We start from the raw sequence: 22240 nt of genomic DNA, 5'->3' as shown, positions 1-22240 counted from the left end.
TTTTTCGGGCATCGCTAGGTTTATGCCCTTTCTTCAGGGAGAATGGACGTCTGCCCTGTCCAGATATCACGAGACGCATACCTTATAAGTATCGCAGAGCACAACTGGGGAGTGATACTTGTGAAAGGGTTAATCTTGTGTGCTGGACGTGGTACGCGACTGCACCCGTTCTCCTATTCGCAACCAAAAACCCTCCTCCCTGTGGCCAATCATCCGGTATTACACTACTGCATCAGCAAACTGCGTGAAGTGGGTGTGCAAGAGATCGGAATTGTCATACACCCTTCCCAAGTGCAGATTCCTCCTTTGGTGGGCAATGGTAGTCAATTTGGGGCTACCATTACTTTTATCGAGCAGGAGGTGCCGCTTGGAATCGCACATGCTGTCCATTTAGCGCAACCGTTCTTGCAAGACGAACCGTTTATTTTGTTACTTGGTGACAACTTGTTGATGGATTCGCTGCACGGGCTCATGCGTGCGTTTACCAGTGATAATTCAGACGGTGCTGTGATGCTAAGTGAAGTGGAGAGACCACAGGATTATGGGATTGCCGAAGTACAGGAAGGGCGTCTGGTCTCGGTCGAGGAAAAACCCCGCCAGCCGAAGAGTAATCTGGCTGTCATTGGCGCATACCTGTTTACCCCACCCATTTTTGAGTCGATTGCTACACTACAGCCATCCGCCCGTGGTGAATACGAGATCACGGATGCGATCCAGTCCATGATTGACCGCGGTTTCCATATCGCGCACGCCCTTACAAGCGGCAAGTATTCAGATGTCGGAACGATTGACCGTTGGCTGGAGGCAAACCGCTGGATGCTGGCAAAAGATTTGGGCAACACTCATCGGGTTGGCGAAGGGTCAATCGTCACAAATTGCGAGATCGTCGGGCCTGTGTTGATCGGCGAGGGCTGTCATATCGAAAACTGCCGATTGGGACCGTACGTATCGATCCAAAACGGGGTACATCTGCAAAATTGCGCCCATATCGAAAATAGTATTATGTTGGAAAACAGTTCGCTTATGGATGTCGCTTGGAGCATTACGGACAGTGTATTCGGGCGTTCCTCCCATCTGGTCGGGCAGTCAACGGATACGAGCGGGGTCTTTATTTTGAGCGACAAGTCATCGATTCGCATTCCAGCTGTGAAGAGGGAGGACACATGAACCCAACTTTTACTGTGGTCATCCCGACGTACAATCGTGCCAAGTTCATCCGCAAAGCAATCAACAGCGTCTTGAAGCAGACGTCAAAAGACTGGAAGCTGCTGATTATCGATGATGCATCGACTGACAAGACGCGCAAAAAGGTCGAAAAGTATTTGTACCATCCCAACATCATGTACTACCGGATGGAGAAAAACTCAGGCATCGGCAAAGTGATGAATCAGGCTTTGTCGATGGTTGATACTCCGTACTTGTTGCAGCTGGATTCGGACGATTGGCTGCCCAAACGGACGCTGGCGGTCATCAAAAGGTACATTCGCAAAAGCAAGAAAAGCACCGCGCTTTACTACGGGAACGTGAAAATTTGGCGCGTGCGGCGCGGGAAGTATTACAATCCGTTTCTCGTCAAGCACAAGCATTTTCGCAACAAATACCAATTTTTGAAATACAATCGCTGGATGGTCGCGCCGCGCTGCTACCGGGTCGAAGCGCTTCACGAAGTAGGGGGCTGGGACACCTCTGACAAATACGAAGGCCGCATCATGGAAGATCGCCGCATCATTTTGCGGCTGATCGAAAAATACCGCGTCCGCTTTATTAACAAGAAGCTGTACAACCGGACGAAACACAGGGGGCAGCTGACCGACAACAAAATGAAGCGCAGACGGAATCATTTGCGCAAAAAGACGTTCAAATACTACCTCAAGCGTTGGGGCAAAAAGTATAAAGCTGTCTACGGCTACAAGGACGGATATCTCGTGATCAAAAGGTTGAAGAAAGTGAGGCGGCGGAAGCGATGACAAAAGCGCTTGTCACCGGTTGTGCTGGTTTTATCGGGTCACATTTGACTCAGCGCTTGCTAAATGACGGGGTGACAGTGATCGGCATCGATGGCTTCGTCGACAACTACGACGTTGCTGCCAAGCTTCGCAATCTCGCTGAGATCGGAAGCCATCCCGCCTTTACTTTTCATTCAACCATGTTGCAGGCAGAGCGTTGGAACGATTGGTTGGACCAAGTCGATGTCGTCTATCACCTGGCTGCGCTGCCCGGCGTGCGGAACAGCTGGGGCAAGGCATTCTCCGAGTACGTCAGCCACAATATTTTGGCGACCCAACTGCTGCTGGAGGCATGCCTGCAAAGACCGAAACCGCCTGTCATCGTAGTCTCTTCCTCCTCATCTGTATACGGAACGATGCAAGGGACGCTGACGGACGAATCCGCTCCGCTGCGTCCCGTATCGCCTTATGGGGTGACGAAGGAAGCGATGGAGCAGGTTTGTTCCGTCTATGTGAAAGCGTTCGGTTTGCCGATTACGATGTTGCGCTACTTTACCGTATACGGCCCGAGGCAGCGGCCGGATATGGCGTTTCACCGCTTTTTCCGGCAGATGATGAAGGGAGATCCTGTCGTCATTTATGGAGATGGCCAGCAATCGCGGGACTTCACCTACGTAACCGATGCAGTAGAGGCGAACATACTCGCTGGCCGCCACGCTGCGCCCGGCGAGATTTTCAATGTAGGCGGCAACCGCGAAATCAAGCTGATCGATGTCCTTACCATCATGGGCACGCTCTTGAACACGACGCCCAACATCCGGTTTCAGCCTGGTCCGGCCGGTGATTCGCAGCGGACTTGCGCAGATATACGGCTTGCCGAGCAACGGTTGGGCTATCGTCCGCAAGTTTCCCTGGAAGAAGGGCTGCGCCGACAGTTGGCGGATATGCGTTTCCAACTGAGGAGCTAAAACTCGAAAATAGGAGGCCAGTTGCATGCATCGGGTCCTCGTCTATCGGAGAAAATTTCTGCCCAGAAGTGAAACCTTCATCTACGAGCAGCTGCTTGGACATCAGAGAGTCAAACCTGTCGTCTTGACCAGGCAGCGGCCGTTCAATCGCAAACAGTTCCCGTATGCGCCTGTCTATGTGCGAAATTCCATGGCAGGACTCTCCGGGTGGATGAAGCGCAAAAAAATCAAATGCTTGCATGCCCGCTTTGGTCCCGCTGGCCTGGAGCTTCTTCCCTACGCGCGAAAAGCGGGGTTGCCGCTGATCACTTCTTTTCACGGTTTCGATGCGACCAAGCGCGTACGGGAAAATCCGGGCTATCGTCGTTCGCTCAAGCGCCTGTTCAAAAAGGGCAAGGCGTTTACGGTCGTCAGCAACCATATGAAAAAGCGTCTGATCCGCCTGGGCTGTTCGGGTGACAAAATCACACTGATTCGCTCGGGCATCGACTTGCGCAAATTCCCGATGCTGCCGCCGCAGCCTGTTCAGAACGGCGAGTATCGCCTGCTCAGCGTCGGCCGCCTGACGGAGAAGAAAGGCATGGACACATTGATCAAGGCGTTTGTGCAAGTGCACGAAAAGCATCCGCGGGCCAAGCTGATCATCGTCGGGGATGGCGACGAAAAGAAAAAACTGCGGCGCATGATCAAAAAATACAAGCTGGGCAAGCAAGTCGTGCTCAAGGGAGCCTTGCCGCATCAGGATGTGCAGCGCGAACTGGCGAGATGCCACGTGTTTGTCATCGCCTGCAAAACGGCTCGCAACGGCGACCAGGAAGGGATTCCGAACGTGCTGATGGAAGCGATGGCTTCCGGTCGCCCGGTTGTTTCCACCTACCATTCCGGGATTCCCGAGCTGATCGAGCACGGAGAGTCGGGCTATCTCGTGCCGGAGCGTTCGCCTGCGAAGCTCGGCAGAATGATCAACCATGTCCTCGCCTCCGAGCACGAGTGGCCGGAAATGACCGCCCGAGCCAGGATGAAGGTGGAGAAAAACCACGATGTTTCCAAACAGCGACTGAAGCTGGAAGAACTGTATTTGCGCGTGATGAAAAAATGATGAGGTGAAGCAATGAAAGTTGCCGTGATCGGTACCGGCTACGTAGGATTGACGACTGCCGTTTCCCTTGCCATGAACGGCCATCATGTGATCGGGATTGATCTTGTCGAAGCGAAGATTGTCAAATTGCGGCAAGGCATCTCTCCGATCTATGAGCCGGGATTGGAGGAAGCGCTGCGACAAGTGCTTGCAGCAGGTACCCTGGCTTTTTCCACGCAGCTGTCGGAAGCGAAAGACGCGGATGTTTTTTTCGTCTGCGTAGGGACTCCCGAAGCGGATGACGGAACCGCTGATTTGACTTACTTGTACAGCGCGGTAGCAGCGATCAAAGAAGTGCACAACTCAGCTTTGCAAAAACGGGTTGTGGTGATCAAAAGTACGGTGCCAGTAGGGACCGGAGACAAAGTGGCCGACCTGCTTGACGGCTGCCAGGAACTGTCTGTCGCGTCCAACCCGGAGTTTTTGCGGGAAGGGAGCGCCTTGCTGGATGCCATCGAGCCTTCGCGAATTGTCATCGGCGTGAGCGATCCGTCGACGGGGGAAGTGATGGAACAACTGTACAAAGGCGTGAATGCCCCGCGCGTGGTGACGACCAGGGCGAATGCGGAGCTGATCAAGTACGCTTCCAACGCCTTTTTGGCGACACGCATCTCGTTCATGAATGAGCTGGCGAGACTGAGCACGGCACTGGGTACAGATATCGCCACGATCGCGCACGGGATGGGGCTCGACAGCAGGATTGGCCCGGAATTTTTGCGGGCGGGTGTCGGCTACGGCGGCTCCTGTTTTCCGAAAGACACGATCGCTTTGCTGCAACTGGCAGCCCAGAACGGCATCTCGCTTTCGATTCTGGAAAAAGTACGGGAGGTCAACGCCACACAGCCCGTGTGGTTTTTGCAGCAGTTGCAAAAGCTCGTGCCGGATTGTCGCGGCAAACGGATTGCCGTACTGGGGCTGGCGTTCAAACCGGATACGGACGACATCCGGGAGGCTCCGTCTCTTTCCATTTTGCATGAGCTGACAGAGCAGGGAGCTGCCGTCTTTGCCTATGATCCGGTTGCCGAAGACGCTGTGAAGCAATCTTTTCCGAATGTGACCTATACGAAGACAGCCGAAGAAGCGTTAGCGGGCGCCGATGCTGCGCTTTTGGTCACCGAGTGGAAAGAGTGCGTGCAGCTAGATTGGGAGCGAATCCGCCAGAGCATGGCTCAGCCCGTGCTGCTCGACGGACGCAACGCCTGGCCTGCCCAGACCGTCAAGCAAGCAGGCTTTACGTATATCGGGGTAGGAAAAAGCTGACTTTTCCTTGGGAAAGCTCAGCTTTTTTCTTTTGGCTGGCAACTTGGCGCAAGTGCAGGCTAATGATTTGAACAAGTTGGCATAATACGGTAGGATAGTCACATATGGATGATTTGACCATCTAGCGCAAATTACGAGGGAGTGATCACGGTGAACAAAAGCAAAACACTGCCAAAACGCAGTGACGTCCCCGCTGAATACAAATGGCGGTTGGAGGATATTTACCCAACCGACGCGGATTGGGAAAAAGATGTGCAAAAGGCGAAACAACTCACCGAGCAAGTTGCTGCCTTGAAAGGGACGCTGGCCCAGTCCGGGGAGCAGCTGCTCGCAGCATTGACGCTTCAGGACGAGCTGACGAAGACGCTCGATACGGTGTACGTCTACGCTCGCATGCGCCGTGACGAGGATAACGCAAACAGCACGTACCAGGGACTGACTGATCGTGCTACCAGCCTGAGCACGCAAGTATACGGTGCGCTCGCTTACATACAGCCGGAGATTTTGACCATCCCGACGGACAAGTTGGAAGCGTGGATCAACGACACAGAAGGTTTGGCGCACTACCGGATTTTGCTGGACGAGATTACGCGCTTCAAGCCGCATACGCTTTCCTCGGAGGAAGAGGCGCTCCTGGCGAACATGAGCGAACTGGCTTCGGCTCCTTCGAAAATTTTTGGCATGCTGAACAACGCCGACATGAAGTTCCCGATGATTACGGACGAAAACGGCGAAGAAGTCGAACTGACAAAAGGTCGCTACACGCAGTTCATGGAGAGCAAGGACAGACGCGTGCGCAAGGAAGCTTTTGAAGCGCTGTACACTACGTACGGCAAGTTTCGCAATACGATTGCCGCATCGCTGACCTCGGCGATCAAGGGCGATGTGTTTTACGCCCGGACGCGCAAATATCCGTCCGCCTTGTATGCGGCCCTGTTCGCGGACAACGTGGACTTGTCTGTGTACGACAACCTGATTTCGACGATTCACGAGCACTTGCCGCTGATGCACAAATACATCGCGCTGCGCAAAAAACTGCTCGGGGTCGACGAGCTGCACATGTACGATTTGTACGTGCCGATCGTGCCCGAGGTAGACATGAAAATCCCGTACGATCAGGCGGTCGCAACGATCAAGGAGGCGCTCCATCCGCTCGGCGAGGAGTACGGTCGCGTGCTGGCGGAAGGCTTCTCCAACGGCTGGATCGACGTGCATGAAAACGAAGGCAAGACGAGCGGGGCGTACTCATGGGGAGCATTCACGACCCATCCGTACGTGCTCATGAACTACCAGGACAACGTGAACAACATGTTTACGCTGGCCCACGAAATGGGGCATGCCCTGCACAGCTACCACTCCAATCAGGCCCAGCCATACACGTATGCCGATTACAAGATTTTCGTGGCGGAAGTAGCTTCCACGCTCAACGAAGCCCTGCTGATGGACCACCTGCTCAAGACCACGACAGACAAGAAGCAGCGTCTGTACTTGATCAACTACTATCTGGAGCAATTCCGCGGCACGGTTTTCCGTCAGACGATGTTCGCCGAGTTTGAGAAAATCGTCCATGCCAAAGAAGAGCAGGGCGAACCGCTGACAGCCGACTCGCTCAGTGCGATCTACCGTGAGCTGAACGTCGCTTACCATGGACCAGACATGGTTGTAGATAAAGAAGTAGATTTGGAGTGGGCGCGCATTCCTCACTTCTATCGCAATTTTTATGTCTACAAGTACGCCACGGGCTTCTCGGCGGCGACTTCCTTGTCCAAGCAGATTTTGGAGGAAGGACAGCCAGCTGTTGACCGCTACTTGGAGTTCCTCAAGGGCGGCAGCTCCGACTATCCGCTCAACCTGCTGAAAAAGGCGGGCGTCGACATGACCTCTCCCGCCCCGGTTGCAGAAGCGTTGAGTGTTTTCAAAGAGTTGCTGGACGAAATGGAGCAGCTCTTAAACGAGAAGTAAAGCGATGCTAAAAAAGCAGTCAAGTAATTCTACTTGGCTGCTTTTTCCTGTTTTAGATTTTTTCTGCTGAAAGCCCAAAAAACGGTAACGGTCTTCTATGTTGTTCGTATATACTTATGAAACTGGTAGGGATTATGTCCTCCTCCGCCTTGGGACGGAGACGAAATTCCAACCGCTGACTGTTTTGCAGCGAAGGTAAAAACTGGCACAATTACGCAAGGGGAACAGATTGTGAAAATTTGGAGGAATCATTGTGAAAAAACGGGCATCGATCATCATGGCCTCTCTATTGCTGGTTACGGCTGGTTGCGGAGGCCCAGCACCAGAGCCTCCAACGCAGGCTGAGGCAAAAGCGAAAGTCGTTGAAGTGGTTACGGTTCAAAAAGCTGCACAGCCAGTCGTGCTGCGTGTTACCGGAATGGTAGAGGCGAAGCGTGACGCCGTACTGCCTTTTGGCACGGGAGGAACGATTTCATCCATCCCGGTAAGCAAAGGGATGAAGATCGCGCAAGGCCAGCTGTTGGCAACGCTTGACTCGCGTTACTACCAAAAGGAAGTAGAAGCAGCTGCAAGCCAGGTGGAAGAGGCAGCGGCGCGCAAAAACAAAGCATTGAAGGGAGCAACTGCCGAGGCGATTGAACAGCAACGACTGCAAGTGCAAAGTGCCCAAAGCCGTCTGGAAAAAGCAAAGCAGGACCTGACAGCAGGCGAAAAGCTGTTTGCTGGCGGAGCTATTTCACAGACCGAAATAAATGACTTGAAACGCGCCCTGACTCAAGCGGAAATTTCTGCGCGAGACGCACAACTGTCCCTCACCGAATTGCAACGCGGTGCGCAGCCAGAGGACATCGCCATGGCCAACGCATCGATCAAATCGGCAGCCGGACAGGTTGAGCGGGCGAAAAAGAGTCTGGATGATGCGAAAATTCATGCTCCTTTTGCCGGAACGGTCGTGGATGTATACAAACAAACAGGCGAACAGGCTTCGCCAGGCGATCAAATCATTCATCTGGTGGACTTGAGCGAAGTGAAAGTCACTCTTGATATTACCAATGATCTCATCAGTCAATTCCAGGAAAAAACGAAGGTGCAGGCTGTATCCGATGACGGCAAACAAAGCCAGGGAACGATTACTTTTGTCTCCCCGGTCGTGAGCAAGGAAACAGGCAAGTATCGGGTGGAAGTAACGATTCCGAATGCAGATGGATTCTGGCGTGGCGGAATGGCTGCAACGATTGAGGCTCCGCGCAAAGTGAACGGATTTTTGGTGCCGCTGGAAAGTGTCGGAGTTAACTCTACAGAGCACTATGTCATGGCGGTGGAAGATGGCCTTACTGTGAAGAAGGAAGTGAAGACCGGACAGATCGTCGACGATCAAATCGAGATTCTCTCGGGCGTCAAAGAAGGCGACCAGCTTTTGCGCAGCGGCATTACTTTCTACGTCGAGGGGCAAAAAGTAGAGGCGAAGGGAGAATAGTAGCATGGAAAAGTTGATTCTCTTTTTGCTGAAACGACGCCTGATTGTGTACTTGTTTACCTTTTTGCTCGTGCTTGCTGGCTTGGGCTCGCTGTTCAGCTTCAATGTCGAGCTGCTTCCGAAAACAAACTTCCCATCGATCTTCGTCAATGTATCGGGTGGGGCACTTCCCCCGGAAGAGATGGAAGAGAAGGTAACGAAGAACATCGAGCAAAATATCAAGTCAATTGCAAACATTAAAGAATACTCTTCTACTACAGGTACAGGTTACGCCAATATTACGATTATCGCCTTGGAAGGCAAAGGGGAACAAGTTAAGCAAGATGTGCAAAATACCGTTAACCGGCTGCGCAACGGCTTCCCGAAAGCGATTGACACGGTCAGCGTAACCCAGAACAGCTTCGGGGACGATCAAATGATCGACTACGCGCTTGTGGGAGCCGATCCGAAAGCGATGCTGAGCCTGGCAAAAACAACGCTCAAAGACCGGATCGAAGAAGTGCCAGGCGTAAAAGAAGTGTCTGTATCAGATCGCAGCTTCGAGAACAAAATCGCGATCACTTTGCGCCCTGAGAGACTGAACGCCTACCGCACAACGCCATCCGAGGTTGTTTCCCAGCTACAGGAAACGAACTGGAAGCAAGCGATCGGCACGCTCGAAAACACGGGCTTTGACACGGTCATCATGATCGACAACAGCTTCCATTCTGTACAGGAAATGAACGTGCTGCCGATCAACACGCCAAACGGAACCGTCACGCTGGAGCAATTGGCGACTGTGGAAGACATGCGCGGAAAAGTGAAAGACTCGGTAGCGCTGACTGATGGCATGGTATTCGTACACCTTAGCGTGTCGCGCTCAGACGGTTACGATCTGATTACTACCCAGCGCAATGTCGAGCAACTCATCAAGCAGATCAATACGGAAGCCGATGGAAAATATCAAATAAAAGTCATGTTTGAGGCTGCTTCCTTCATCGAGCATGCGGTATCGAACCTCAGCCGCGATGTGGCCATTGGTGGGGCATTGGCGATCATCATCCTGTTTGTGTTCTTGCGCAACTGGAGGGTGACGCTCGTCATCGCAACGACATTGCCATTGTCAGCTCTCATGACGTTTATCGCCATGAAAATGGCTGGCTACAACATCGACATGGTCAGCTTGCTCTCGATGAGCTTGTCGGTCGGCTTGATTGTCGACGCCGCGATCGTCGTACTGGAGAGCATCTATCATTTCCGTGAAAAAGGCGAGCAGCTGAAACAGGCGATCATCAAAGGAACGAAAGAGGTACTGACGCCTGTATTTACTTCGCAGCTTACGATCATCGTCGTATTTTTGCCGCTCGTTTTTGCAGACTTTGCCGATTGGCTCAAACCGATCATGGCGACGATTGCCTTTACCGTATCGGCTGCCATCATCGCTTCGACCATTGCCGCGTTCTTTTTCGTACCCGTGTTTTCCGATCGCTTTTTGCAGAAAGATAAAAAGGTCTCGCTGGAGGGCGAAGGAAAAGAACACGCTGTCAATCGGTTGTTCAACGGGCTGTTGAATATGGCTTTGCGCCACCGGGTCAAGACGATTATCGTGGCGGTGCTCATGCTTGTCGCCGTAACTTTCCTTACCCCTTTTGTGAAGATGGGGAACGGACTCGATCCGAACGAAAACTTTATTTTTGCCACGCTGAAGATGCCGACGGGTTCAACGCTGGAACGCACGCAAAAAGCTGCGGTGGTCGGAGAAGAAGCACTGCGGGGCATTTCCGAAGTAAAAGACGTCTTCTTCATAGCGTCCAAAAGTGATTCGGACATCTTCATCTCACTCGTGCCGAAGTCGCAACGCAATCGTACCAAGGAAGCTTTGACGGCTGATATCAACGAGCGCCTGAATGCGATCCCAGGCATTGAGTCCATCTCCATGTCTTTCGGACAACAAGGTGGATCAGCCCCTGTTCAGCTCAACATCACCGGGGACGATATGGAGCAAATGCGCAAGATCGCCACGGAGCTTGAGGGCATGCTGTCCACGATCAATGGCGTAACGAATATTCGCAACGATTTCAAAGAAGGAAAAGAAAAAGTAACGCTGATTCCGAAGCAAGATGCACTGGCTAGACTGAACGTTGACCATCGCTCCTTGCTCCAGCAACTGAGCGTTCTGATTGGCAACCAGCACATTACGTCCATCACAAAAGATGGCATCGATGTGGATGTGGTCGCCAAAATGCCGGACAACTGGCTGAAGCATCCAGAGCAGCTCAAGGGGATTACGGTAACATCCGAGAAGGGGGCACAAGTGCCGCTTGCTGACCTCGTAGATTGGGTCTACAGCAAATCGCCGATTACGCTTACACATCAAAAAGGCGAACGGATCATCAGTGTGTCCGCAGAGCTGTTGGGAAGCGATTTGGGTACGGTTGGACGTGAAATCAACGAGAAGCTGCCGGGCATGGTCATTCCAGAGGGATACAAAGTGGAAATTGCCGGCCAGTTGAAAGAACAAAGCGCCAACATGACACAAGGGATTCTTGTTTTCCTCGGCGTTCTTGCGCTGATCTATGTCATCATGGTCGCCCAGTTCGGCCGACTGTCGCAGCCGTTCATCATTATGCTGACAATTCCGATGGCACTGGTTGGCGTGGTACTTGGCTTCGTGCTCACGCAACGAACGTTTGGCGAGATGGCGATGATCGGGATTATTATGCTGGTCGGTATCGTGGTCTCCAACGCGATCTTGCTGATCGACCGGATCAACCTGCTGCGCGGTCGCGGCATGGCTACGGCAGAAGCGATCGTGCAAGGAACGAAAGACCGCGTGCGTCCGGTTATCATGACGAAGCTGACAGCAATCCTGGGGATGCTGCCGATGGGATTGGCAATGGCGGAAGGCTCCGACATGGAAGCTCCGCTTGCGACAGCCGTTATTGCCGGCTTGATTTTCCATACGATGGTTACTTTGATCCTCGTGCCTGTGCTGTACTCTTTGTTCGAAGGGGCAAAAGAAAAACGCCTGGCTCGCAAGGCAGCGCGTCAAGCGAAACGGGAAGCCAAGCGTTTGGCGAAACAAAACAAAAACAACGAGGTTTCCAAAACCGAGCTGTAGCACGTGAGCAATCAGACTGCTTTGCTTGCCGCAAGCAAGCGGGGCACATCTGATCAACGAAGTGCGTTCCAATACGATAGCGAAAAGAAGAGAAGGGAAGGTGTGCTTTTGCCCCTTCTCTTTGCTTTTCGTTCGTCAGAAAGTTCTGTAGAATAGAAACTAAGGAAGATACATACGCACCGCGAAAGGAGTCTGACTATGGATCTGCAACTGAAGGGTAAGACAGCTCTTGTGCTTGCGTCGACAAAAGGGCTGGGAAAAGCGACAGCGCTTTGCCTCGCTCACGAGGGAGCAAACGTAACGATTTGCGGCAGAGACGAAGGCGCTCTGGAAGCTGTTCGCGCCGAGATTGAACAGGCAACAGGAAAAGCTCCGCTTGCCGTGGTCGTCGATGTGACCAAGCCGGAAGATATCGAGCGGGTTGTGCAGGCGACCGTCAGCGAGTTTGGCAGGGTGGATATTTTAATCAACAATTCAGGCGGGCCTGCCGCGGGCAAGTTTGACCAGTTGACGGACAAGCAGTGGATTTCCGCCTTTGAGCTGAACTTGCTGAGCTATGTCCGGGCGATTCGCGCCGTTTTGCCGCATATGCGCGCCAACCAGTTTGGGCGCATCGTCAACTTTGCCTCTTCTTCGTTCAAGCAGCCGTTGGAAAACTTGATTTTGTCCAACACGTTCCGCACGGGCGTTTTGGGCTTGGCGAAAACGTTGTCTTCCGAGCTGGGGCCGGACGGCATTTTGATTAACACAATCGGCCCGGGACGAATCGCCACAGACCGCGTGCAGCAACTGGACGGACTAAGCGCGAATGCAAAAGGCGTTACGGCAGATGAAGTCCGCGCAAACTGGGAGCAGCAAATTCCGCTTGGCAGGTACGGTCACCCGGATGAATTTGCCCGCACGGTGACTTTTTTGGCGTCGCCAGCCAACAGCTATGTCACCGGACAATCGTTTCTCGTTGACGGCGGCCTGGTCCGGGCGATCTAGGGCACTATTTCCCATTCAAAGGAGGAAAGAAAATGAGCAAAGAAAGCTCGTTTGACATCGTATCCAAGGTGGACTTGTCGGAAGTGAACAACGCCATCCAGACGGCTTTGAAGGAAATCGAGAACCGCTTTGATTTCAAAGGGAGCAAAAGCAGCATCTCATTGGAAAAGGAAGAGCTTGTCCTCATCTCGGATGACGAATTTAAGCTCGGCCAGGTCAAAGACATTTTGCTCGGCAAGCTGGTCAAGCGCGACGTCCCGATCAAAAACTTGGACTATCAAAAGGTGGAGCCGGCAGCGGGCGGGACGGTTCGGCAGCGCGTGAAGCTGGTGCAAGGAATCGACAAGGAAAACGCCAAAAAGATCAACAGCATCATTAAAGACGCAGGGTTGAAGGTGAAAACGCAAGTGCAGGACGATCAAATCCGCGTGACCGGAAAAAGCCGGGATGAACTGCAACAGATCATTCAGGCGATCCGCAAGGCAGATTTGGCGCTCGACGTGCAATTTATCAACTACCGCTGATTGCTAGAAAAGTTTTGCGTCTAACTCTCTTTGCTCTCGCATATGCATGTACAAATAAGTGACAAGCACTTGCGAAAGGGAGAGTAGAGACATGAAGGTCTTTATTATCAGTATGCGCAATCTCATTTTGGGCGGGATCGTCTTCGTAGTTGTTTTGGTGGCGGGAATCGTGCTATTGGTCAAAGACCCGTTGCACGTCTCTGACTCCTATCGACCAGGTGACACGAGTGTGCCGACTACCACGGCCAACACTCCGGTGAGCCAGCCGACCGATGCCGCCAAGCCGTCTTTGAACATGGATATTTCCGTGGACGGAACGACAGCAGAAGTGTCGCTTTTGACGCAAAACTTCGAGTTCGTTCAGGAGAGCAGCGAGCTTGGGCAAACCCCGGTGTTTGGCAAAGGCCACGCCCATCTGTACCTCGATGGAGAATCCAAAGGAATGATCTACCATCCGGAGTTCATGCTGAAAAAGCTGCCAAAAGGCGAGCACGAAATCCGCGTGGAGCTGAATTACAGCAACCATCTGCCATACAAGGTAGAAGCGACGCAAAAAATTGTGGTGAAATAAGCGAAAAGCGTTCCGATGAGGGCGCTTTTCTTTTTCTGTTCGGAAGGAATATGATGGAAGAGAACGAATCCTAGTTGATAAAGATGGAATAGTCTGAATGTTTTTGGGGGTGCTTGCATGCTGCGGATGATTACGATTGGCAACTTGCTGGATGAGACAACCAGACTTTATCAGGATAAGGAAGCGCTAGTCTACCATGAACGATCGTTGCGTTATTCGTTTGCCGAGTTTCAGGAAGTGTGCAATCAGGCGGCAAGGGGATTTATGTCGCTCGGCATTCAAAAAGGGGAGAACATCGCGATCTGGGCGACAAATGTGCCGGAATGGGTGATTTCCCAGTTTGGAACGGCCAAGATGGGCGGAGTGCTTGTGACGGTGAATACAAGCTACCGCGTCCATGAGCTGGAGTATTTGCTGCGGCAGTCTGAATCGACGACACTGCTGCTCATCGACGGGTATCGGGATGCGAACTACCTCGACATGATCAAGGAAATTTGTCCCGAGCTGGAGACGTGTGAGCCGGGCGCTCTCCAGTCGAAGCGGCTTCCCCATTTGCGCAATGTCATCTACTTGGGCGAGGAGCGGCAGCCGGGGATGTTTTTATGGGCAGATTTGCTCGCGCGGGCCGAGCTGGTCAGCGAGGAAGAACGGCGTTTGCGGCAAGAGTCGCTTTCGCCCGACGACGTTATCAACATGCAATATACGTCAGGGACGACTGGCTTCCCCAAAGGAGTCATGCTGTCGCATGTGAACATCGTCAACAACGCCATCAAGGTAGCGGAATGTCAAGGGCTCGGCATCGAAGACCGGGTGTGCATCCCCGTGCCGTTTTTTCACTGCTTTGGCTGCGTGATGGGCACGCTCGCCTGCGTTGCCACGGGAGCGGCGATGGTCCCTGTCACCGCTTTCGATCCCGGATTGGTGCTCTCGATTGTCGAAGCCGAACGATGCACAGCGCTGTACGGAGTGCCGACCATGTTCATCGCCGAGCTGAACCATCCGTCTTTTGCCGAGCGCGATCTCAGTTCGCTGCGCACGGGCATTATGGCGGGTTCTCTTTGCCCGATCGAGGTAATGAAAAACGTAGTGGACAAAATGGGCATCCGCGACATCACGATCGCCTATGGACAGACGGAAGCTTCCCCGGTCATCACCCAGACGCGGCCAGAAGATTCCATCGAGCGCAAGGTATCCACCGTAGGCAGGCTGCACGAAGGAGTGGAAGCGAAGGTCATCGACCCAGCGACGGGAGAGACGCTGCCTCCTGGCGTCCAGGGCGAGCTGTGTACGCGCGGATATTTGGTGATGAAAGGGTATTACAATATGCCGGATCAAACCGCGAAGGCGATCGACGAAGAGGGCTGGCTGCATACGGGAGATTTGGCGACGGTCGACGAGGAAGGCTACTACCGGATCACAGGCAGATTGAAGGATATGATCATTCGCGGAGGGGAAAATATTTATCCGCGTGAGGTCGAGGAGTTTCTGTACACGCATCCGAAAATACTGGACGTGCAAATCGTCGGTGTTCCAGACGCCAAATACGGAGAGCAGGTGCTGGCCTGCATTCGGGTAAAACCGGGCGAGACGCTGACAGAGGAGGAAGTGTTGGCGTACTGCGAAGGCAAAATTGCCCGTTTCAAAACGCCGCGCTACATCCAGTTCGTCGCCGAATACCCGATGACAGCGTCTGGCAAAATTCAAAAGTTCAAGCTGCGTGAACAGGCGCTGGCATCGTTTGATCTTGCCGATTCGGCCCGGAACGAGCTTGCCTGAGCAACGAATAAGTGGTGAAAAGAAGCGCCGGGGGATGCTGTCCTGGCGCTTTTTGTTCCGGTCAGGCTGGTGATCTGGAAGCATAGCCGCTTTGTGCCGACCGGACAGCCGATCCAGTAGCGGTACCGCTTCGTTCCGTCAGCAGTGGAGAAAATGCAGCTTCCAGTTCCGCAACACCGCTTGTCGTCTCTGTAGCTTGGCGGGAAAGCGGACGCACCTTCCAGGAAAACTTTTCTCCGTTATAAAAATGGTTTAAAAAGGAATTTTTCAACCTTTACAACCTGGCAACTCTTTACTATTATGAGTGGAAATGCGAGGAGAGAGGGGAAACGCACAATGGAAGTCCGCCGATTGGGGCCAGAAGATGCAGAAGCTTTTGTAAAAGTAAGATTGGAAGGGTTGCAAACCGACCCGGATGCATTCGGTGCTACGTATGAAGAAGATGCGGCACGGCCTATGGCGGAGTGGAAGGAGCGGCTGTCTCAGGGACCACAAGGCGACAGCGGTTATTTTGGCGCTTTCGTCGCAGGGGAGCTGGTAGGGATCATCGGCTATTTCCGCCATCGCGGCATCAAGGCGCGGCATAAGGCAGCGGTCGTGTCCATGTACGTCCGGGAAGCGCATCGCGGGACAGGTATCGCGCAAGCGTTGATGCACGAAGAGCTGGCGTATTTGAAAGCGCGCGGAGACATTAGCCAGGTTCAGCTTGCGGTTGTGACGAGCAACCCTGGGGCCGTACGTTTTTACGAGAAAATGGGTTTTGTGCCGTACGGTTATGAAAAACAAGCTTTGAAGGTAGGGGAGCGCTACGTCGACGAGACGCTGATGTATGTACTCTTGCACGAGTAGTGGCTACCGCTTGAAAACGAACGCTTGACCAGACGAAAAAGCGAAGGCATGTGTGGCAGCATGCCTTCGCTTCTGTATGGAAAAACATGTTTCGAGCAAAAAGATTAACGATTCGCTTCGTAGGCAGCGATTTTGTCCTCGTATTGCAACGTAATTCCGATGTCGTCGAGGCCGTTCAACAGGCAGTAGCGGCGGTACGGGTCCACCTCGAACGGATAGGACAAACCATCGCTGTCGCGCACGACTTGCTGTTCGAGATCAATCGTCAGCTCGTAATTTTCGCGGCTTTGTGTGCGCAAGAACAGTTCGTCGACTTGCTCTTCGCTGAGCTTGATCGGCAGGATGCCGTTTTTGAAGCAGTTGTTGTAAAAAATGTCGGCAAAAGACGGAGCGATCACGCAGCGGAAGCCGTAGTCGAGCAAAGCCCACGGAGCGTGCTCGCGCGACGAGCCACAGCCGAAATTGTTGCGGGCGAGAAGCACAGTCGAGTCTTTGTAGGCAGGGGTGTTCAGGATGAACGAGTCGATCGGCGAGCCATCGACGTTAAAGCGCCATTCATAAAACAGGAACTGGCCAAAGCCGCTGCGCTCGATGCGTTTCAGGAACTGTTTCGGGATGATTGCGTCTGTATCTACGTTGACACGGTCCAGTGGCGCGACCAGTCCGGTGTGGATGACAAATGGGTTCATTGGAATACCTCCTCGCTTGCGCTCTCTCTTTTCCATTCACGTACGTCTACGAAGCGGCCTGCGATGGCTGCCGCGGCTGCCATTTCCGGGCTGACGAGGTGAGTGCGTCCGCCACGGCCTTGACGTCCTTCGAAGTTGCGGTTGGAAGTGGAAGCGCAACGCTCTCCTTCTGACAAGATGTCCGGGTTCATGGCGAGGCACATGGAGCAGCCGGATTCACGCCAGTCGAAACCGGCTTCCTGGAAAATGAGGTGCAAGCCTTCTTGCTCAGCCAACTGCTTGACTGCCTGGGAGCCAGGTACGACCATCGCGTGTACGGAAGGGGAGACTTTGCGTCCCTTGGCAACTTCCGCCGCTTTGCGCAAGTCTTCAATCCGTCCGTTTGTACAGGAGCCGATGAAGACGCGGTCGATTTTGATTTCGCTCATAGGCGTTCCCGGAGCAAGATCCATGTAAGCGAGAGCGTCCTGAGCCGCTTTGCGCTGTGCCGTAGTCTCAAAAGCTTCCGGGTCTGGAACCGTGCTGGTGATGTTCGTGCCCATGCCTGGGCTGGTGCCCCATGTTACTTGCGGTTCGATGGCAGCGGCGTCGATTTCGACACATGTATCGTACGTAGCGCCTTCGTCTGTGCACAGCTCTTTCCATGCTTCCACTGCTGCCAGGAAGTCTTCGCCTTGCGGAACGTAGCGGCGGCCTTGCAGATAGTCAAACGTCGTTTGGTCCGGAGCGATCAGCCCGGCGCGTGCGCCACCTTCAATCGTCATGTTGCACACGGTCATGCGCTCTTCCATTGTCAGCTTGCGGATCGCTTCGCCTGTGTACTCTACGACGTACCCGGTTGCAAAGTCAGTTCCGTATTTTGCGATAATCGCCAATATTAAGTCTTTTGCGCTGACACCGAAAGGCAGGTCGCCGTTCACGCGGACTTCCATCGTTTTTGGCTTCAGCTGCGGCAAGCATTGTGTGGCGAGTACGTGTTCGACCTCGCTCGTCCCGATCCCAAAGGCGAGGGCGCCGAATGCCCCGTGCGTGGAAGTGTGGCTGTCGCCGCACACGATCGTTTTGCCGGGATGTGTCAGGCCAAGCTCAGGGCCGATGACGTGGACGATTCCTTGATCCGGGCTGTTCAGGTCAGCGAGTGTAATGCCAAATTCCCGGCAGTTATCAGTCAGTGTTTCCATTTGCTGACGGGAGATCGGGTCTTTGATATTGAAGCGATCCGCTGTCGGCACGTTGTGGTCCATGGTGGCAAAAGTCAGTTCTGGACGGCGGACTTTGCGGCCAGCCAGGCGGAGCCCTTCAAACGCTTGCGGAGAAGTCACCTCGTGCACCAGATGCAGATCAATGTACAAAAGGCTCGGTTTGCCAGCTTCCTCGTGAATCACGTGATTGTCCCAAATCTTTTCAAACATTGTACGGGGTTTCATTAGTGAATGCCTCCTTCGTGCGAAAACTCTTAACAAGGTTGTATCATGGCAAAGAAAATAGTTCAAAGATATAATAATTATGAGAAGGATAGCTTTTGCCTATCGGGAGGTTTTTTATGGAGTTACGACAGATTCGTTATGTGCTTGCAGTAGCGGAGGAACGCAGCTTTTCGCGTGCGGCCAACCGCTTGCATCTGGCTCAGCCATCGCTTAGCCAGCAAATCGCCAAGCTGGAAAAAATATTGGGTGTGAGTTTGTTTCACCGTCTGCCCCAGCATGTGGAGCTGACAGATGCGGGCCAGCGTTTTGTGCAGGTGGCGCAGACGCTGGTAGACATGTCGGAAGGGCTGGAGCGGGAAATGCGCGCGTATGCAGTGGGGGAGAGCGGCCGACTGCTGGTTGGCAGCTTGCCGATCACGGGCGCTTACGTCCTGCCGCGTGTGTTGCCGACGTTTACCAAGTTGTTCCCCGGAGTCGAGCTGCAACTGATGGAGGAAACATCCAGCCATCTGGAACAGTTGCTCGTGCGCGGAAAAATCGACGTCAGCTTGCTGACGATGCCGATCAGCGACCCTTCGCTGGAGATCATTCCGGCGATCAACGAAGAAATTTTCCTGGCGGTGCCGCCGAATCATCCATTGGCTGGCAAAAAGCAGGTCGACCTGGCCGAGCTTGCGGATCAGCCGTTCATTTTGCTGAAGGAAGGGCAAGGCTTCCGGACGATTTCCTTGCGGTTGTGCGAGCAAGCTGGCTTCCGTCCGCGCATCGTCTTTGAAAGCACCAACATCCAGACCGTCCAGTCGCTGGTCGCGGCGGGCATGGGGCTGTCTTTTGCCCCGGAAATGATTACGCTGGCGCCAGGGACGATAGAGCCGCCCGCCTACGTACGGCTTACGACGAAACCATACCGGACACTCGTCGTTGCCTATCGCAAAGACAAGCCGCTGTCGCGCCCGGCTGAGGCGTTTGTGCGCTGTTTGGTGGAGCAGGGCGGGGCGTTGTAAAAAGCGGATGAAGTGTCAGCCGCGTGCGACAAACAGGCAGGCTTTGTGCTACACTGTTTCCAAATCATTCTAGGAAGGAAGATCCATGATGAGAGAACTCAAGACAGAAGCAGAATTTGAACAGGCGATTGCCGCCGAGAAGCCCGTCGTGGTCAAATTTTTTACCGATTGGTGCCCGGACTGTCACCGCATCGATCCGTTCATGCCGGAAGTGGAAGAACAATATAAAGAGCAAGTGGACATGGTCGCTGTCAATCGCGATACGCTGCCTGATTTGTCCCAGAAGCACGATGTGTTCGGGATTCCCAGCTTCATCGCGTTCAGCCGGGGCAAAGAGCTCGTTCGCTTCGTCAGCAAGCTCGGCAAAAGCCGCGAAGAGATCGAGCGTTTTCTCGACCGCGCCGTTCAGGTAAACAACGGTTTGAACGCAGAGTAATGCAACGAACATAAGGCAGGGAGATTGACCATGCGATCGATGAAAAAAGAAGGGGAATGGCTCGTCTGCCACTTGCAGGCGGAGGACGACGCCATTCCGATCGGGAACCTGCTGCGCGAGGGATGGAAGCTGCCACGCAAGCAGGTCCATCTTTTGTTTCAGCATAAAGAAGTGCTTGTAGACGGCGCTCCTTGTGCCCAGCACACGCAAGTGCGAGAGGGACAGGAAATTCGCATGCGCTTGTGCCAGCCAGAGCCGCTCGGACTGGACCCGGCGAGCGAAACGGTGCCGATCTTGTACGAAGACGACCATCTGCTGATCGTGAACAAGCCTGCGGGCATGCTGCTTCATCCAACCGAGCCGAACCATCACCTGACTTTGGATCATTTGGTGTCCGGGCACTTTTTCCGCACCGGACTGCAAGCGAAAGTGCGCCATGTGCACAGGCTGGATCAGGATACGTCCGGGGTGGTTTTGTACGCCAAGCACGCCTGGGCGTCGGCCTTGCTGGACGAGATGCTGCGCGAGCGCAAAATCAAGCGGACATACCTCGCTTTCGTCTCCGGGCAGATGGCAAAAGGGAACGGCAAAATCAATGAGCCGATCGGCAAGGACAGGTATCATGCCACCCGCAGAAGAGTCGCGCCCAACGGCGATTCTGCTGTCACGCACTATGAAGTCAAGGAACGCTACAAGACGGCGACAAAAGTCGAGTGCAGACTGGAGACAGGGCGCACGCATCAAATTCGCGTCCACCTGAGTCATATCGGGCATCCGTTGCTGGGCGACGAGCTGTATGGAGGGAAGCAAGATTTGATCAGAAGACAGGCGCTGCACGCGGCGGTACTGACGCTTGCCCATCCGTTCGGGGGAGAGCTGGTGCAGGTGTCGGCCCCGCTGCCGCTCGATTTGCTCGCTTTGGAAAAGAAGCTGCGCTAAGCGCCATTTTGCCGGATGGTGAATAAACTGCCAAGGAAGAAACGAGAGAGGGTGGCAGGATGAAACGACCCACAATCGGCATCTTGACTTGGCGGGAGGGCAAGCGATTCGCGGAGCCGACCTATTTTCGCCGATTGCTGAAGGCGGGACAAGAACTGGGCTGCACTGCCTTTTTATTTTCGCCAAAAGACGTGTTGGCATCAGGCAAGCAGGTGAGAGGGTACGTCCTGGATGCAAACGGCAAGTGGCAATCGCGCTTGTTTGACCGTCCGGACGCTGTGTTCGACCGTTACCGTTACACACCGACTCAGGCGTTCAAGGATTATGTGGCATTTCGCCGCACAAGCCCGTTCTTGTACGCCAACAATCGTCTGGCGAACAAATGGCGCGTCCATGAGGTATTGCACCGCGATTCGCGCATGCATCGCTGGCTGCCGGAAACGCTTTTGTACAATCGGCAAAATCTCATCAAAATGCTCGGCAGGCATTCGCTCTTGTACGTAAAGCCGTTGAATGGAACAGGCGGACGCAACATCCTCTCGATCGAGAAGCACGGCGGAGGGTATCGTCTGCTTGGGCGCGACAAGCAAAGGGCGAAGATTTCCAAGGTCTTTTCCGACATCTCCGCCGTTTTGCGCTGGACGGATCGGTGGACAAGGCAAGAGAAGTACATCGTTCAGCAAGGCTTGCGGCTGCAACTGGTGCCAGCGCGAGCCGTAGACATGCGGCTTTTGATCCAGAAAAACGGCCAGGGCGAGTGGAGCATCACAGGCCACGGCTTCCGGGTAGGGGGGGAGCGCAGCGCTACTTCCAACCTGCACGGGGGCGGAAAAGCTGTGCCGGTTCCCGCCTTTTTAAAGCCCAAATTCGGCGAGGAACGCTCGGCGCAAATCGTCCGCGACTGTGAAGACCTCGCCCATCAAACAGCGGAGACGCTGGAAGATCACTTTGGGCGAATGGTGGAGTTCGGACTGGACATCGGGATCGATGTAGACGGCCGCGCCTGGCTGATCGAAGTCAACCCCAAGCCAGCGCGAGAAATTTTTCGCGAGATGGGGGCTACGGAACAGTACAAACGCGCGATCCAACGGCCGCTGGAGTACGCCATCTACCTGGCGAAAACGCAAGGGCGCGAAGGACGCGAGCCTTTGCTGAAACGAAAGGTTGCGAGTCGGTAAGAAAAAGCA

General features: G+C 53.8%; 19 protein-coding genes. 17 read left to right on the top strand and 2 right to left on the bottom strand.

Features of this window, described 5'->3' with window-relative positions; genetic code table 11:
* The first annotated feature begins 120 nt into the window (after nt 1-120).
* The 13 genes from EDM60_RS08230 to EDM60_RS08170 all read left to right on the top strand — a co-directional run bounded on the left by EDM60_RS08230 (nt 121) and on the right by EDM60_RS08170 (nt 16558).
* On the top strand, nt 121-1167 hold the full coding sequence (locus tag EDM60_RS08230) for a glucose-1-phosphate thymidylyltransferase (RefSeq protein ID WP_122963655.1): 1047 nt from the start codon (nt 121-123) through the stop codon (nt 1165-1167).
* A complete protein-coding gene (locus EDM60_RS08225) occupies nt 1164-1967 on the top strand; it encodes a glycosyltransferase family 2 protein (RefSeq protein ID WP_063226999.1) in 804 nt (267 codons plus the stop codon). Before EDM60_RS08230 ends, EDM60_RS08225 begins: the two co-directional genes overlap by 4 nt.
* Nucleotides 1964-2914, top strand: coding sequence for an NAD-dependent epimerase/dehydratase family protein (locus EDM60_RS08220; RefSeq protein ID WP_122963537.1), 951 nt, complete (start codon nt 1964-1966; stop codon nt 2912-2914). The genes EDM60_RS08225 and EDM60_RS08220 overlap by 4 nt, the downstream gene beginning before the upstream one ends.
* A 25-nt stretch (nt 2915-2939) precedes the next feature.
* On the top strand, nt 2940-4013 hold the full coding sequence (locus EDM60_RS08215; protein WP_122963536.1) for a glycosyltransferase: 1074 nt from the start codon (nt 2940-2942) through the stop codon (nt 4011-4013).
* Nucleotides 4014-4025: 12 nt separating this feature from the next.
* On the top strand, nt 4026-5312 hold the full coding sequence (locus tag EDM60_RS08210; RefSeq protein ID WP_122963535.1) for a UDP-glucose dehydrogenase family protein: 1287 nt from the start codon (nt 4026-4028) through the stop codon (nt 5310-5312).
* Between the two features lie 150 nt (nt 5313-5462).
* On the top strand, nt 5463-7274 hold the full coding sequence (gene pepF, locus EDM60_RS08205) for an oligoendopeptidase F (protein WP_122963534.1): 1812 nt from the start codon (nt 5463-5465) through the stop codon (nt 7272-7274).
* Nucleotides 7275-7527: 253 nt separating this feature from the next.
* Nucleotides 7528-8751, top strand: a complete 1224-nt coding sequence (locus tag EDM60_RS08200) for an efflux RND transporter periplasmic adaptor subunit (protein WP_122963533.1) — start codon at nt 7528-7530, stop codon at nt 8749-8751.
* Nucleotides 8752-8755: 4 nt separating this feature from the next.
* Entirely contained in the window at nt 8756-11851 is a 3096-nt protein-coding gene (locus EDM60_RS08195) for an efflux RND transporter permease subunit (protein WP_122963531.1), read from the top strand.
* Between the two features lie 198 nt (nt 11852-12049).
* A complete protein-coding gene (locus EDM60_RS08190) occupies nt 12050-12838 on the top strand; it encodes an SDR family oxidoreductase (protein ID WP_122963529.1) in 789 nt (262 codons plus the stop codon).
* Between the two features lie 32 nt (nt 12839-12870).
* A complete protein-coding gene (locus EDM60_RS08185) occupies nt 12871-13362 on the top strand; it encodes a YajQ family cyclic di-GMP-binding protein (RefSeq protein WP_063227007.1) in 492 nt (163 codons plus the stop codon).
* A gap of 91 nt (nt 13363-13453) precedes the next feature.
* Nucleotides 13454-13933, top strand: a complete 480-nt coding sequence (locus tag EDM60_RS08180) for a hypothetical protein (protein ID WP_122963528.1) — start codon at nt 13454-13456, stop codon at nt 13931-13933.
* Between the two features lie 117 nt (nt 13934-14050).
* Entirely contained in the window at nt 14051-15709 is a 1659-nt protein-coding gene (locus tag EDM60_RS08175; RefSeq protein WP_122963525.1) for an AMP-binding protein, read from the top strand.
* A 336-nt stretch (nt 15710-16045) separates the two neighbouring features.
* On the top strand, nt 16046-16558 hold the full coding sequence (locus EDM60_RS08170) for a GNAT family N-acetyltransferase (protein WP_122963523.1): 513 nt from the start codon (nt 16046-16048) through the stop codon (nt 16556-16558).
* A 104-nt stretch (nt 16559-16662) separates the two neighbouring features.
* Here EDM60_RS08170 and leuD read toward each other — a convergent pair whose 3' ends face one another.
* Together leuD and leuC are read right to left on the bottom strand one after the other, a co-directional pair.
* Complete coding sequence (gene leuD, locus EDM60_RS08165) at nt 16663-17247, bottom strand: 3-isopropylmalate dehydratase small subunit (protein ID WP_122963521.1); 585 nt, start codon at nt 17245-17247, stop codon at nt 16663-16665.
* Nucleotides 17244-18674 (bottom strand): 3-isopropylmalate dehydratase large subunit, encoded by a 1431-nt coding sequence (gene leuC / locus EDM60_RS08160; RefSeq protein ID WP_122963519.1) that lies wholly within the window; start codon nt 18672-18674, stop codon nt 17244-17246. The genes leuD and leuC overlap by 4 nt, the downstream gene beginning before the upstream one ends.
* A gap of 116 nt (nt 18675-18790) precedes the next feature.
* Between leuC and EDM60_RS08155 the strand changes: the two genes are divergently transcribed.
* The 4 genes from EDM60_RS08155 to EDM60_RS08140 all read left to right on the top strand — a co-directional run bounded on the left by EDM60_RS08155 (nt 18791) and on the right by EDM60_RS08140 (nt 22231).
* Nucleotides 18791-19678, top strand: coding sequence for a LysR family transcriptional regulator (locus EDM60_RS08155; RefSeq protein ID WP_122963518.1), 888 nt, complete (start codon nt 18791-18793; stop codon nt 19676-19678).
* Between the two features lie 88 nt (nt 19679-19766).
* Nucleotides 19767-20114 carry a thioredoxin family protein gene (locus tag EDM60_RS08150; protein ID WP_122963654.1) on the top strand — a complete coding sequence of 116 codons (348 nt, stop codon included), beginning with the start codon at nt 19767-19769 and terminating at the stop codon, nt 20112-20114.
* 30 nt (nt 20115-20144) lie between these two features.
* The gene (locus tag EDM60_RS08145) at nt 20145-21053 is read left to right on the top strand and encodes an RluA family pseudouridine synthase (RefSeq protein ID WP_122963517.1); all 909 of its coding nucleotides are present in this window, start codon (nt 20145-20147) and stop codon (nt 21051-21053) included.
* Between the two features lie 59 nt (nt 21054-21112).
* On the top strand, nt 21113-22231 hold the full coding sequence (locus tag EDM60_RS08140) for a YheC/YheD family endospore coat-associated protein (RefSeq protein WP_122963516.1): 1119 nt from the start codon (nt 21113-21115) through the stop codon (nt 22229-22231).
* The last annotated feature ends 9 nt before the right edge of the window (nt 22232-22240 follow it).

Origin of the sequence: Brevibacillus parabrevis (genome assembly GCF_003710905.1) — a bacterium.
In the GTDB taxonomy this organism is placed as follows: Bacteria; Bacillota; Bacilli; order Brevibacillales; family Brevibacillaceae; genus Brevibacillus; species Brevibacillus parabrevis.
The sequence above is the reverse complement of the archived record's forward strand: the minus strand, read 5'-3'. Positions and strand labels throughout refer to the sequence as shown.